The organism is Microbulbifer litoralis (assembly GCF_023634065.1).
Lineage (GTDB): Bacteria > Pseudomonadota > Gammaproteobacteria > Pseudomonadales > Cellvibrionaceae > Microbulbifer > Microbulbifer litoralis.
In genome coordinates this window covers 89762-103138 of record NZ_JALKCV010000004.1, presented here as the reverse complement: position 1 = coordinate 103138, position 13377 = coordinate 89762, and the positions used below count along the sequence as shown (strand labels likewise).

The 13377-nt window shown below is 63.1% G+C and carries 10 protein-coding genes; 6 read left to right on the top strand and 4 right to left on the bottom strand.

Translation table 11 applies throughout. The features are described 5' to 3' along the window. The first annotated feature begins 37 nt into the window (after positions 1-37). The 4 genes from MWN76_RS07920 to MWN76_RS07905 all read left to right on the top strand — a co-directional run bounded on the left by MWN76_RS07920 (position 38) and on the right by MWN76_RS07905 (position 5609). Positions 38-1345 (top strand): NAD(P)/FAD-dependent oxidoreductase, encoded by a 1308-nt coding sequence (locus tag MWN76_RS07920; protein WP_250460857.1) that lies wholly within the window; start codon positions 38-40, stop codon positions 1343-1345. A 169-nt stretch (positions 1346-1514) separates the two neighbouring features. Then, positions 1515-3875 carry a TonB-dependent receptor gene (locus MWN76_RS07915; RefSeq protein ID WP_250460855.1) on the top strand — a complete coding sequence of 787 codons (2361 nt, stop codon included), beginning with the start codon at positions 1515-1517 and terminating at the stop codon, positions 3873-3875. 151 nt (positions 3876-4026) lie between these two features. After that, positions 4027-4707 (top strand): TetR/AcrR family transcriptional regulator, encoded by a 681-nt coding sequence (locus tag MWN76_RS07910; protein ID WP_250460853.1) that lies wholly within the window; start codon positions 4027-4029, stop codon positions 4705-4707. Further along, positions 4707-5609 (top strand): 5'-nucleotidase, encoded by a 903-nt coding sequence (locus MWN76_RS07905; RefSeq protein WP_250460852.1) that lies wholly within the window; start codon positions 4707-4709, stop codon positions 5607-5609. The genes MWN76_RS07910 and MWN76_RS07905 overlap by 1 nt, the downstream gene beginning before the upstream one ends. Before the next feature lie 39 nt (positions 5610-5648). Here the strand turns inward: MWN76_RS07905 and MWN76_RS07900 are convergent, their stop codons facing one another. Beyond that, the gene (locus MWN76_RS07900; RefSeq protein ID WP_250460850.1) at positions 5649-6356 is read right to left on the bottom strand and encodes a helix-turn-helix transcriptional regulator; all 708 of its coding nucleotides are present in this window, start codon (positions 6354-6356) and stop codon (positions 5649-5651) included. A gap of 406 nt (positions 6357-6762) precedes the next feature. Between MWN76_RS07900 and cysB the strand changes: the two genes are divergently transcribed. Then, on the top strand, positions 6763-7734 hold the full coding sequence (gene cysB, locus MWN76_RS07895) for an HTH-type transcriptional regulator CysB (RefSeq protein WP_250460848.1): 972 nt from the start codon (positions 6763-6765) through the stop codon (positions 7732-7734). A 71-nt stretch (positions 7735-7805) separates the two neighbouring features. On the opposite strand, the gene MWN76_RS07890 is transcribed toward cysB, so the two are convergent. From MWN76_RS07890 to ppsR, 3 genes are all read right to left on the bottom strand, one after another. Beyond that, positions 7806-8087: a hypothetical protein gene (locus tag MWN76_RS07890; RefSeq protein ID WP_250460845.1), complete on the bottom strand. Its 282-nt coding sequence runs from the start codon at positions 8085-8087 to the stop codon at positions 7806-7808. 211 nt (positions 8088-8298) lie between these two features. Then, a complete protein-coding gene (gene pabB, locus MWN76_RS07885; protein WP_250460844.1) occupies positions 8299-9630 on the bottom strand; it encodes an aminodeoxychorismate synthase component I in 1332 nt (443 codons plus the stop codon). A 122-nt stretch (positions 9631-9752) separates the two neighbouring features. After that, on the bottom strand, positions 9753-10580 hold the full coding sequence (ppsR, locus tag MWN76_RS07880) for a posphoenolpyruvate synthetase regulatory kinase/phosphorylase PpsR (RefSeq protein ID WP_250460841.1): 828 nt from the start codon (positions 10578-10580) through the stop codon (positions 9753-9755). A gap of 174 nt (positions 10581-10754) precedes the next feature. Here ppsR and ppsA point away from each other — a divergent pair, with 174 nt between their 5' ends. After that, on the top strand, positions 10755-13118 hold the full coding sequence (gene ppsA, locus MWN76_RS07875) for a phosphoenolpyruvate synthase (RefSeq protein ID WP_250460839.1): 2364 nt from the start codon (positions 10755-10757) through the stop codon (positions 13116-13118). Positions 13119-13377 lie beyond the last annotated feature (259 nt).

Here is a 13377-nt window from a genome sequence, read left to right as displayed (position 1 = left end):
ATGGCGTCGGGCCATTTCCGCCGATGGGAGACGTTCTATGACGGCCGCTGGCACCGTAAACAAGTTGCTGGGACACACAGATTCCTACTATGCCGCCAGCGCCAATCCGGCGCCGGTTTATCCGCAACTGGAGGGCGAGGTGGATGCCGACGTCTGCGTCATCGGTGCCGGCTACACCGGCCTGTCCTCCGCACTGCACCTGGCGGAGCGCGGCTATCGGGTGGTGGTGCTGGAGGCGGAGCGCATTGGCTGGGGCGCCTCGGGGCGCAACGGTGGCCATGTCGGCGTGGGGCAGCGCCGCGGCCAGCAGGACCTGGAGAAAATGCTCGGCGCAGAGACTGCCAGGCAACTGTGGGATATGAGCGTCGAGGCTGTGCAACTGGTCGAGGAGCTGGTCACCCGGCACGGCATCCGCTGCGACCTGAAGCGCGGCATTATGCACCTGGCGGCCAAGCGCAGCCACAACGAGGGCTTGAAAGAGGAAGTGGAGCTGTTGCGGGAGCGCTATGGCTACGGGCAGATGCGCTATATCGACGAGGCGGAGGCGCGCTCCCTGGTCGGTTCCGAGCGCTACTTCGGTGCCCAGGTCGACAGCGGCTCCCTGCACCTGCACCCGCTGAACTATGCCCTGGGCCTGGCCGATGCCGCCGCGGCCGCCGGGGTCCGTTTCTTCGAGCACAGCCGTGTGACCCGCTACACCGGCGGCTCGCCCTGCACCGTGAACACCGAGCGGGGGCGGGTGAAGGCCGGCAATGTGGTATTGGCCTGCAACGGCTACCTGGGTGGTCTGGAGCCGCGCATGGCCGGCAAGATCATGCCCATCAACAATTTCGTGCTGGCCACGGAACCCCTGCCGGAGTCGCTCGCCCGGGAGCTGATCGCCAACGACCACGCGCTGCAGGACACCCTGTTCGTGATCGACTACTGGAAACTCTCCGGCGACAACCGCCTGATCTTCGGCGGCGGTGAGAACTACTCCTCACGCTTCCCGCAGGACATCCGCCAGTTCGTGCGCAAATACATGCTGCGGGTCTATCCTCAACTGGCGGATACGCCGATCGAGTTCGGCTGGGGCGGCACCCTGGCAATCACCATGAACCGGATGCCGCACCTGGGCCGGCTGGAACCGAACGTCTTCTACAGCCAGGGCTACTCCGGCCACGGCGTGCCCACGGCGACACTGGCCGGCAAGCTGATTGCAGAAGTCGTGGCGGGCACCGAGGAGCGCTTTGACGTACTGGCGCGCATTCCGACTCCCACTTTCCCGGGTGGGACCCTGTTGCGCTGGCCGGGGCTGGTGATGGGTATGCTCTACTACAGCCTCAAGGACAAGCTTGGCGGCTGATTTTGCCCCAGCAGTGTGCACTCCGCGCACCAAAATAGGAGGGGTATTTCGAATTTGAATAATGATTCGGTTTGTGGGATAACAAGATTCAAACATTCACTCGTTGGGTAACAGCCATCGGCGGTATCGGATGTGCAACCCTGATATAAAAAAAATGACGGGGGCGACCATGCCTGTTTCGGACAGACCATTCAAAACCAGCAAATACACCCTGGCGTCGGCCATCGGTGCGGCAGTCCTGACTGCCAGCAGCGGGGCCGCGGCGGCGGAAATTGAAGAGGTGACGGTCACCGCGCAGATGCGTGCCGAATCCCTCAAGGATGTACCCATGGCGGTCAGCGCCTTTACCGGCGATACCGTCAAAAACAGTAACCTGAGCGATTTCAAGGACCTGTTTTCCCTGACGCCCGGTGTCTCCGGCGAAACCACCGATTCCTTCTTCGATTCGGTATCGGTGCGCGGCGTCAACAACAACAGCTTCGGCAGCGGCAGCGACCCGGCGCTGGGGATTTTCCTCGACGGCGTCTACCAGAGCCGTGCCGGTGCCACCCCCAGCATGTACGACATGCAGCGTGTGGAAGTGGTGAAGGGCCCCCAGGGCACGCTGTTCGGGCGCAACACTGCCTCCGGTGCCATCTCCATGGTCTCCCGCAAGCCCGGTGACACCGTCGCCGGCGATATTTCCATCGGCGCCGGCCAGTACGGGCGCACCGAGGTCGAGGGCGGCCTCGATATGCCGCTGGGCGAAGACCTCTCCGTGCGCTTTGCCGGCAAGCACTTCCAGGAAGACGGCCATGTCGAAAACCTGGCCGGCGGCCGCGACCTGGGCGCCAGCGAGCTGAATGCCATGCGCATGACCGCCGTCTACGACGGCCTGCAGGACACCACCGTGACCCTGACGGCGCAGTATGAAGACCGCATCAGCGACGGCACCATCTACCGCGCTTTCGACAACGACACCGGCTACAACTACCCGATCCCGGAAGGGGATTACGACCAGGTCTACAACGATGTGCAGGGCAAGGATGAAGCCGAAATCGGCGACGTGATCCTGACGGTCGAACACGAGCTGGCCGGTGGCAGCACTTTTACCTCCATCACCGGCTACAAGACCCACAACTACACCTATGTCGAGGACTTCGACGGTACCGCCGAAGCCATCGACACCTACGTGCGCGACCAGGGCGGTGACTTCTTCAGCCAGGAGTTCCGCCTGACTTCCAACAACAGCGGCCCCTTCAACTATGTGCTGGGAGCCTCTTACTATGAGGAAGAAATCGACGCCTACTTTGCCGGTGTCGACAGCGAGGACTTTATCTGCGACGGCATCTATGCCGACGAATGGGAAGAGGGGCTGGACAGCTTCGTGCGCTGCGACGCTCTGCCGCAGGGCGTACTGGACGAGGCCTTCGGCTTTGAGGGCGAGCCCTGGGAGTACGCCCCGGGCCAGTTGTCGATCGAGGCCGCCGACACCCTGGGCGACTACAGCGGCTGGGGTCTGTTCGCCAACACCACCTACGACCTGGGTGAGGCCACCACACTGGGGCTCGGTGTGCGCTACACCGAGGACTCGAAAAACTACCGAGTGGACTCTCCCTGGCCGGATACCTGGACCGGTACCTGGAACTACCAGCCGATGTACACCGACGGGCCGATCACCGGCGACCACACCTGGGACAACCTGTCCGGCCGCGCGACCCTGACCCGGGTATTCAGCGACGAGCTGACGGCCTACGCCAGCGTTGCCACCGGCTACAAGTCCGGCGGTTTCGACTACCTGTCCTACCGCATCACCGACCCGGCCTACGGCACTGATGCCGACAGCCAGTACGCCTGGCTGGACGAGCAGGGCTACGAAGTCAATGCGAACAACGCCGAACCCTACCGCTTCGACGAGGAAAAGGTGCTGTCCTACGAGCTGGGCGTCAAGGCGCGCCTGCTGGACAACCGGCTGGCCCTGAACGCGGCGGCCTTCCAGTACACCTACGACGACCTGCAGCAGGCCTTCTGGGTGGGCGCGGCGGCGATTACCCGCAACGTGGGCGAAACCACCGGCCGCGGCCTGGAGTTGGACGCCCGCTGGCTGATCACCGACAACCTGGACCTGTACACCGGCCTGGCGTGGCTGGATACCGAATTCACCGACGCGCCGGAGGCATTCTGCGATGCCTGCAACGGCAACGAAATGGCCTTTTCCCCGGCGTTTTCCTCCGCCACGGTGCTGACCTACCGCCATATGACCGGCCTGGGCGAAATCTCGCTCTCCGGCGAGTACACCTTTACCGGCGAGCAGTGGTCCGACCTGGAGAATACCGATGCGGTGAAACTCGACAGCCGCAATGTCTTCAACCTGCGCATCGCGCTGACGTCCCCGGAAGACAGCTGGACTGCGGGTCTCTACGCGGAGAACCTGACCGGTGAGGAGTACTACCACTGGGGTTACGCCGAGGCCCTGTACAACCTACCGGCCACCAGGACGGACCCGTCGCGCGGTCGCGTGGTGGGGGCCAACCTGGACTACCGCTTCTGATTGCGCTTTCCTCATCTCTCACAGGATGGACAGAAAACCGGCGCCCCGACGCCGGTTTTCTGTTTCCGGACGTGGGGATCCACGCTCTCCATTCGAAATCGGGCGCCGGATTGATGGTAAACTGCCCGGAATGGAGGGAGGGGAGACGATCTTGTCCAACGCAGAGCAGAAGAAACGCCGCAGCCAGCTGAGCCCCCGGCGGGAACCCGTGCAGGAGCGCGCCCGCGCGCGCACCCGCCAGATCCTGGATACCACCGGTCGCCTGCTGGAGGAAGTGGGCCTCAACGACCTCACCACCATCCTGATCGCCAAGGAACTGGGCGTTTCCGTGGGCTCCCTGTACCACTATTTTCCCAACAAGCACGCCATTCTCTACGCGATGGGGGAGCAGTGGCTTGCCAGCATGACGGCGGCGCTGGAAGAGCTGGAGGGCGCCGGGCTGGAGCAGATGTCCCTGGAGGCCTTTCTCGGCGAGTTGATCGAACGCCTGCTGGCGGTCTACCGCGAACAGCACGGTTTGCTGCCGCTGGTACAGGCGATGTGGGGTATTCCGGAGCTGCACGAACTGGACGACCGTCACGACGAACTGATCATCCGCCACCTGACGGACATGTTCCGGCGGCTGGGTTTCCGCTGCCCACCCAACGAGCTCAACCGCCTGGCGCGGACGACGCTGGAAACCTGTCACGCTATTTTCCTGGTCATCGTCAACCAGGTGGGCGTGCGCTCCGACCGCACACGGGAGGACCTGAAACGGATGCTGCTGACGATGCTCGAGGCCCATCGCGATGAGGGCCACCCCGCCGGTCTCGACGATGTGGAGGCGCCCTGATGCCACAGCTCACCGACAAACTGGTGATCGCGATCTCGTCGCGCGCCCTGTTCGACCTGCAGGACAGCCACCGGGTATTCGAGGAGCAGGGCCTGGATGCCTTTTCCCAGTACCAGGTGGAGCATGAAAACGACGTGCTGCGAAAGGGTGACGCCTTCCCGCTGGTGGAGAAATTCCTGCAGATCAACGAGCGCCTGGGCGGCGAATCGCGGGTCGAGGTCATCCTGCTGTCCCGCAACAGTGCCGATACGGGCCTGCGGGTATTCAACTCCATCGAGCACTACGGCCTGGACATCACCCGCGCCGCCTTCTGCAACGGCGAGAGCCCCTACCGCTATATCGCGCCGTTCGGCTGCCACCTGTTCCTGTCCTCCGACGGGCAGGATGTGCGCCACGCGCTGGAGCAGGGGGTGGCGGCGGCGACCCTGGTCGCCGGCGGAGCGCGCGAGCGCCGCGACGACACGCTGCGCTTCGCGTTCGACGGCGATGCGGTGATCTTTTCCGACGAAGCGGAGCAGATCTTCAAGCGCGACGGACTGGCCGCTTTCGCCGCCGCCGAGCGGGCCTCCGCACAGAAGCCGCTGGGCGGCGGCCCCTTCAAGGGGTTCCTGGAGGCCCTGCAGCGCCTGCAGGCGGAATTCGGCCCGGACAGCTGCCCGATCCGCACGGCCCTGGTCACCGCCCGTTCCGCCCCGGCCCACGAACGGGTCATCCGTACCCTGCGGGCCTGGCATGTGCGTATCGACGAGTCGGTATTTCTCGGCGGCCTCCCGAAGGGTGAATTCCTGCGGGCCTTCGGTGCCGATGTATTCTTCGACGACCAGCCCAACCACTGCGCCTCGGCGGCCGAGCACGTGGCCACCGGCCATGTGCCGCACGGGGTTGCGAACCTGGAGGAGTAGGGGCAAACCTGTGTTCGTTGCCCCTTGTGTCCGTCGCCCCTAGGGAAACGCCCGATCGACAAACTCCGGATCGTACTGGCGGATATAGGTCTCCAGTGTCTGGTGCGGCTCGATCCGGAACACCTCGCCGGTGAGTTGCAGGTCCCGGATCCGGTCGAGGCGGAACAGGCGGTGGTCGTCCCGCAACTGACACCAGGCCAGCAGTGTCCAGGCGCCGCCCCAGTAGATCAGTGCGAGCGGATTGCCGCGGCGCTGGGTGGGATTCCCCTGTTCGTCGCGGTAGTCGAGCCAGACGGTCTCACGGCTCTTGATCGCCTGGCGGATACTGCCGCCGAAACGCGACTTTTCCCGGCGCTGCACATCCGGGACCAGGAAGGTCGAGCGCTGCAGATCCTGCTGCTGCAGCATGCGCTCGGGCAGCACCGAGCGGATCTTCTGCAGCGCCGAGTCAGCGGCGGTGCCCATGTCCTCGTCGCCCCAGCCCTGCACCATGCGCACGCCCAGCAACAGGGCCTCGATTTCGTTTTCGCTGAACATCAGCGGCGGAATAAACGAGCCCTTGCGCAACCGGTAACCGACCCCCGCCTCGCCCTCGATCGGAATTCCCGACAGCACCAGCGACTGGATATCGCGGTAGAGGGTACGCTCGGACACGCCGAGCCGCTCCGCCAGCGCGCGGGCGGTCACCGCGGTACGGCGAACGCGCAGCAGATTCAGAAGCTGCAGCAGTCGTTCGGATTTGTTCATCAATACAGACTCCCTCCCGGAGCGGACTTTAACCGAGCGGTGGCGATCGGGACAGTGATTCAGTCGTGTTGGGACCGCGGGCGGGCACCCGGAACCTCAAGGGCACGATCGTAGAAAGCCACGGCCTCGGCGAAGCGGTTGGTGCCGATGGACACGTGGCTCATTATCGAAGGGGTGACATTTTCCATCTTGTATCGCTTCCGGGTCTCTGGTTTTGTGTCAACGCCGCCAGCATAGGCGCCGCTACTGTCAGTTGACGTCAGTAGACAAAAAAATGGGAACCGGCAGTTGGCTCCCCCGATCAATGACTGCTATTCTTTTCTCGCATAAACTTAGACGGTTTTTATAACTAGGGACGACACAGTCGGCACTGTCACTGTGCGGCACCCAACGTCAGGGAGATTCTATGAAGCTGCAGCAGTTGCGTTATATCTGGGAAGTGGCTCATCACGACCTCAATGTTTCTGCGACAGCACAGAGCCTCTATACATCTCAGCCCGGCATCAGCAAGCAGATCCGCCTGTTGGAGGATGAACTGGGAGTTGAGATCTTTGCGCGCAGTGGCAAGCACCTGACCCGTGTGACACCGGCCGGTGAGGCGATCCTGAAAACCGCCGGCGAGATCATGCGCAAGGTGGAGAATATCAAGCAGGTCGCCCAGGAGTTCAGTAACGACAAAAAGGGCAGCCTGTCCCTCGCCACCACCCACACCCAGGCGCGCTATGCACTGCCGCCGGTGATCAAGTCGTTTATCGGCCGCTACCCCGACGTATCCCTGCATATGCACCAGGGCACGCCGATGCAGATCTCCGAAATGGCCGCCGACGGCACCGCCGATTTCGCCATCGCCACCGAGGCGCTGGAGTTGTTCAGCGACCTGGTGATGATGCCGGTATACCGCTGGAACCGCTGTATCCTGGTGCCGAAGAGCCACCCCCTGTGCGAGCTCGACAAGCTGAGCCTGGAGGAGGTAGCCAAGCACCCGATCGTGACCTACGTGTTCGGCTTTACCGGTCGCTCCAAGCTGGACGAGGCTTTCCTGGAGAGGGGCCTGTCACCCAAGGTCGTATTCACCGCGGCGGATGCGGATGTGATCAAGACCTATGTGCGGCTGGGGCTGGGGATCGGGATCGTCGCCGATATGGCGGTGGACGAAGAGGACGATGACCTGGTGGCGCTGGACGCGAGCGAACTGTTTGAGCCCAGTGTCACCAAGATCGGTTTCCGCAAGGGAATTTTCCTGCGCGGTTTCATGTACGAATTCATCCAGCAGTTCGCGCCGCACCTGACGCGGGAACTGGTGGACCAGGCGGCCCATGCGGCATCGCGGGCGGAGGTGGACGAACTGTTCGCGGGGATGGAGCTGCCGGTTTATTGATTCGGGCCCGGGGATAAACAGGTACCGGGCAATTGTGCCGTTGATAACGGCCCGCAAGCCGTGGGTTTCTGCTACCCGGCCATTGGACCGAGTACTTCCCTGGCAAACTTGAAGTACACCGTATAGACCTGCGGTTCCCTGCCTTCCTCTTCAACGATAAAGAAGGGCGCGCGGTCGACATTGTATTGGCGCGCCAGCTGCATGCCGCGGCTGTTGTCATCGCGCACGTCGGCGATCACCGTCTCGTCGATAAAGCGCAGCTGATCCTTCTGCTCCAGCTTTTCCTGCACATCGCCACATTTGGCGCAGGGGGAGCCGTCCTCGAGCACTTTCTTTACCAGCGTAATTTTCACTCTGACATCCTTCACAGAAAAGTTGCGACACCCGGAATACGGGTGAATGGCGCAGAAGTTAGCAGAGCGGCTAATAACTTTGAAATATCAATGGGGGATAGGCTTATAACTTCGGGACTCGGGACTCGGGACTCGGGACTCGGGACTCGGGACTCGGGACCCGATCAGTGTGTAGGCTGGACTGAGCTTTGCGAAGTCCAACGTGCTTGGGTCAGGCCAGAAACGCTTCCACAGTCTCCAGCAACAGCCGCACCTTACCCAGGCATTCCTCGTGTTCCGCGGTCGGCACCGAATCCGCCACTATGCCGCCGCCGGCGGCGCAGGTCATGCGGCCGCCTGCCGCGGTCAGCGTGCGGATGGCGATATTGGTATCGGCGCGGCCGCAGCTGCTGATATAGCCGATACTGCCGCAGTAGACACCGCGCGGGCTGCGCTCCAGCTCGCGGATGATCTCCATCGCGCGCCGCTTGGGGGCGCCGGTAATGGAACCGCCGGGAAAGCAGGCGGCGAGCAGGTCTGTGAACGCATAGTCCGCCGGCAGTTCGCCGGTGACGGTGCTGACCAGGTGGTGCACATTGGCGAAACTTGCCAGTTCGAACAGCTTTGGCACCCGCACGCTGCCGCGCCGGCACAGCTTGCCAAGGTCGTTGCGCAGCAGGTCTACGATCATCAGGTTCTCGGCGCGGTCCTTGTCGCTGCGCTGCAGCGCCGCCGCGGCGCGGGCATCTTTGACCGGATCTCCCGAACGTGGCGCCGTGCCCTTGATCGGTTCCGCCTGCAGGCTGCCGCCATCGGCGCGCACAAACCGCTCCGGCGACAGGCTCAACAGATCCCCCTCCGGCAGGCGCATATAGGCGGAAAAGGGGCCTGCAGCGCGATCGCGCAAGGCCAGGTAGGCCGCCAGCGTATCGCCCTCAAAAGAGGCGCTGAAGCGCTGGGTGAAATTGGCCTGGTAGATATCGCCGGCGCGGATATATTCCAGCACCCTGTCGACCGCCGCCCGGTAACCGGCGCCGTCGAACTCGTGCGCAAAGGTGTCCCGCAACGCAAAATCCCCGCGGCGGGCTTCCGTCTGCCAGCGCACGGCAGTAAAGCGGGCAACCAGGTCGCTCTTCTGTGCCCGGGTACAGGCCGGGTGGAGCACCAGGTGGCTGGCGCGCAGCTGGTGGTCGACGATCAGCGCCCAGCTGTAGAGGCCGAAAAAGCCGGCCGGCAGCCCGGTGGGCCGGGTATCCGGTTGCAGGAAATTGCCCGCTGCGCCCAGTTCATAGCCGGCGTAGCCGATTGCGCCGCCGCAGAAGGGCAGTTGCGCATCGCTGTCCTGGGGGCAGAGTTCGCACACCAGGTCGTCCAGCTGGGCGAAAGGTTCCGCGCTGTCCGCCTCCAGGCGCAGTGTCTCGATGGGATCGGCGCTGAGGATATCGAAGCGCCCGCCGGGTGCCAGCGGTCGGCCGCTGTCGAGCCATACGGGGGCGGGCAGGTCGGCGATCGCCTGGAAGGCCACCGGTGTGTTGATCGAATAGGGCAGGGAGACGATTTGCATTTCAGTGAGCTGAATACCGGGCCAGGTGACAGAGGATGGCGCACCCTACACCCATCCACGGCACAAGAAAAGATTTCCGCACGGCGCCTGCCAGCCGCCTTTCGCCGTACATTCCCCGGCCCTCAATCGACGCGTCGCTCGATGCCGGCCTGCGACATCAGCCGCGTGGCCAGCTCCTCGACCGAGAGTTCGGTGGCGTCCAGACAGGGAATCTGGGCCCGCCGCAGCATCTGTTCCACCTGGCGCACCTCGAATTCGCACTGCTCCATGGAAGCGTAGCGGCTATTGGCGCGACGCTCCTGGCGGATGTTCATCAGGCGCTTGGGATCGATGGTGAGGCCGAACAGCTTGTCGCGGAAAGGGCGCAGTATCCTGGGCAGGGCAGTGCTGTCCATATCCTCCTCGGTAATCGGGTAATTGGCCGCGCGCAGGCCGAACTGTAGCGCCAGGTAGAGGCAGGTGGGGGTCTTGCCGGACCGGGAGACACCCACCAGGATCACGTCGGCGCGCTCGAACTCCCGCACCCGGCGGCCGTCGTCGTTGTCCATCGCAAAGTGCACTGCGTCGATACGTTCGCTGTAGCGCCGGTCGTCGGCAATACCGTGGGAAATATTGACGGACTGGGCCGGGTCCGTGCCGAACAGGTTGGCCAGCGGTGTCAGGTAGCTTTCGAAGACGTCCAGCATCAACGCGGAACTCTGGTGCAATTGCCGGCGAATCTCATCCGATACGATACTGGTGATGATGATCGGCTGCATGCCGGATTCTCGCGCCGCCTTTTCGATGCGCTGCAGCACCCGCTCCACCTTGTCCGGGGAATCCACGTAGGGCAATGTCACCTGTTCCACATGCTCGCTGCGAAACTGCGCCAGCAGGCTGTGGCCGATGGCCTCCACCGTGAGGCCGGTACCGTCGGAAATAAAGAAGGCGGTGCGCTTGTCTTTTGCCATGATTGATCCATACAGCGTTCGGGGGCTCTATGCTAAGCGGTTTTGACGCGCGGGTCTGCCCCTGGATCTTGTAGAAAATTTACAACATTTTCGGCGGGTTTTTCGGGGTATTTTTTACAAAACCCATCGTTATAATCCACCGCCAACATACACCTGCTAGCTGAGGGCCTACTCTTGACGAACTTCACCATCGAATTCGCGCAACTGGGCATGGGGGATGTCGACAAGGTCGGCGGTAAGAATGCATCGCTGGGCGAGATGATCTCGTCCCTGGCCGGTGCCGGCGTCAGCGTACCCGGCGGATTTGCCACCACTGCCGAGGCCTTCCGCGCTTTCCTGGCCCACGAGCAGCTGGAACAGCGCATCGCCGATCGCCTGCTGGAGCTGGATATCGACGACGTGATCGCGCTGGCCGAGGCCGGCAAGCAGATCCGCGGCTGGATCATGGACACACCCTTCCCGCCGCGGCTGGAACAGGAGATCCGCGACGGCTACGAGGCCCTGGGCGGCGGCGAGACCGCCGTGGCGGTGCGCTCTTCCGCAACCGCAGAGGACCTGCCGGATGCTTCCTTTGCCGGCCAGCAGGAGACCTTCCTGAATATCCGCGGTATCGATGCCGCACTGCAGGCGGTGAAGGAAGTCTTCGCCTCCCTGTACAACGACCGCGCCATCGCCTACCGCGTGCACACCGGTTACGCCCACGCCGGTGTGGCCCTGTCCGCCGGTATCCAGCACATGGTGCGCAGCGAGACCGGCGCCGCCGGGGTTATGTTCACCCTGGACACCGAGAGCGGTTTCCGCGATGTCATCTTTATCACCGCCGCCTTCGGCCTGGGGGAAACCGTCGTGCAGGGTGCGGTCAACCCGGACGAGTTCTATCTCTACAAGCCGGCCCTGGATGCCGGCCGCCCGGCGATACTGCGCCGCAACCGCGGCAGCAAGGCGATCAAGATGGTCTACGACCAGAGCGGAGACTGTGGCCGCTCGGTCAAGACGGTGCCGGTGCCGGACGAGGATCGCCTGGGCTTCGCGCTGGATGACGACGAGCTGACCAACCTGGCGATCCAGGCGCGCAAGATCGAGGAACACTACGGCCGCCCGATGGATATCGAGTGGGCCAAGGACGGAGATACCGGCGAGCTGTTTATCGTCCAGGCGCGCCCGGAAACCGTGCGCTCCCGCGATGCCGGTACCAGCATCGAGCGCTTCCACCTGCGCGAGAGGGGCGAGGTGCTGTGTGAGGGGCGCGCCATCGGCCAGCGCATCGGCGCCGGCAAGGTGCGCGTACTGGAATCCGTCGACGATATGGCAGCCATGCAGGATGGCGAGGTGCTGGTCACCGACATGACCGACCCGGACTGGGAGCCGGTTCTGAAGAAGGCCAGCGCCATCGTCACCAACCGCGGCGGCCGCACCTGCCACGCGGCGATCATCGCCCGCGAGCTGGGCATCCCGGCGGTGGTGGGTTGTGGCAATGCCACCGAGCTGCTGCACAGCGGTACGCCGGTGACCGTGTCCTGCGCCGAGGGCGATACCGGTTCCGTGATGGCCGGGGAACTGAACTTCGAGCGCGAGGAGACCGAAGTCAGCGATATGCCGGAGTTGCCGTTCAAGATCATGCTGAACGTCGGCAACCCGGACCGCGCCTTCGCCTTCAGCCATATCCCCAACCAGGGTGTGGGCCTGGCGCGGCTGGAATTCATCCTCAACCGGATGATCGGCATTCACCCCAAGGCGCTGCTGGAGCTGGACAAGTTGCCGGAGGAACTGCAGCAGAATATCCGCGAGCGCATCGGCGGCTACGAATCGCCGGAGGACTTTATCGTCGAAAAGCTGGTGGAGGGGATTTCCACCCTGGCCGCGGCCTTTGCGCCCAACCGGGTAATCGTGCGCCTGTCGGACTTCAAGTCGAACGAATACGCGCACCTGGTGGGTGGCCAGTTGTACGAGCCCAGCGAAGAGAACCCGATGCTCGGTTTCCGCGGCGCGTCCCGCTACCGCTCCGCCGATTTCCGCCAGTGTTTTGCGCTGGAGTGCCGCGCGCTGAAAAAAGTGCGCGACGAAATGGGCCTCGACAATGTCGAGATCATGGTGCCCTTCGTGCGCACACCGGAAGAGGCCGCGGAAGTGGTCGGGCTGCTGGCCGACAACGGCCTCAAGCGCGGCGAGGGCGGGCTGAAGGTCATCATGATGTGCGAGCTGCCGTCGAATGCATTGCTGGCGGAGGAATTCCTGCAGCATTTCGACGGTTTCTCCATCGGCTCCAACGACCTGACCCAGTTGACCCTGGGACTGGACCGGGATTCGGGGCTCGTGGCCGATCTGTTCGACGAGCGTAACCCGGCGGTGAAGGCGCTGCTGTCCCGCGCCATCCAGGCCTGTAAGCAAGCCGGAAAATATGTGGGTATCTGCGGCCAGGGACCCTCGGATCACAAGGATTTCGCCCGCTGGTTGATGGATGAAGGCATAGACAGTGTTTCACTGAACCCGGATACGGCAGTCGATACCTGGCTATTCCTGGCCAACGAAGAAGCCTGATTTCCTCCCTGAAAGCGGCCCGATAGGCCGCTTTTTTAATGCCCTTCACTGCAGTTGGATAATGCGGGTTTACTGGTCTTTTGTTTTACTCAAGAGCGGTTATTGACCGATTTTTTCCTGCCATTTTCGTGGTCTCTCCGCTGTCTGCACCTTATGTTCAATCCCCATCCCGATAACGCGCTATCCGAAGAGAAGCATTCAATCTAAGCAATTGCACCCTCCTCAATAAAATCCGAATAGTCCACATCTGCGCGCGAAA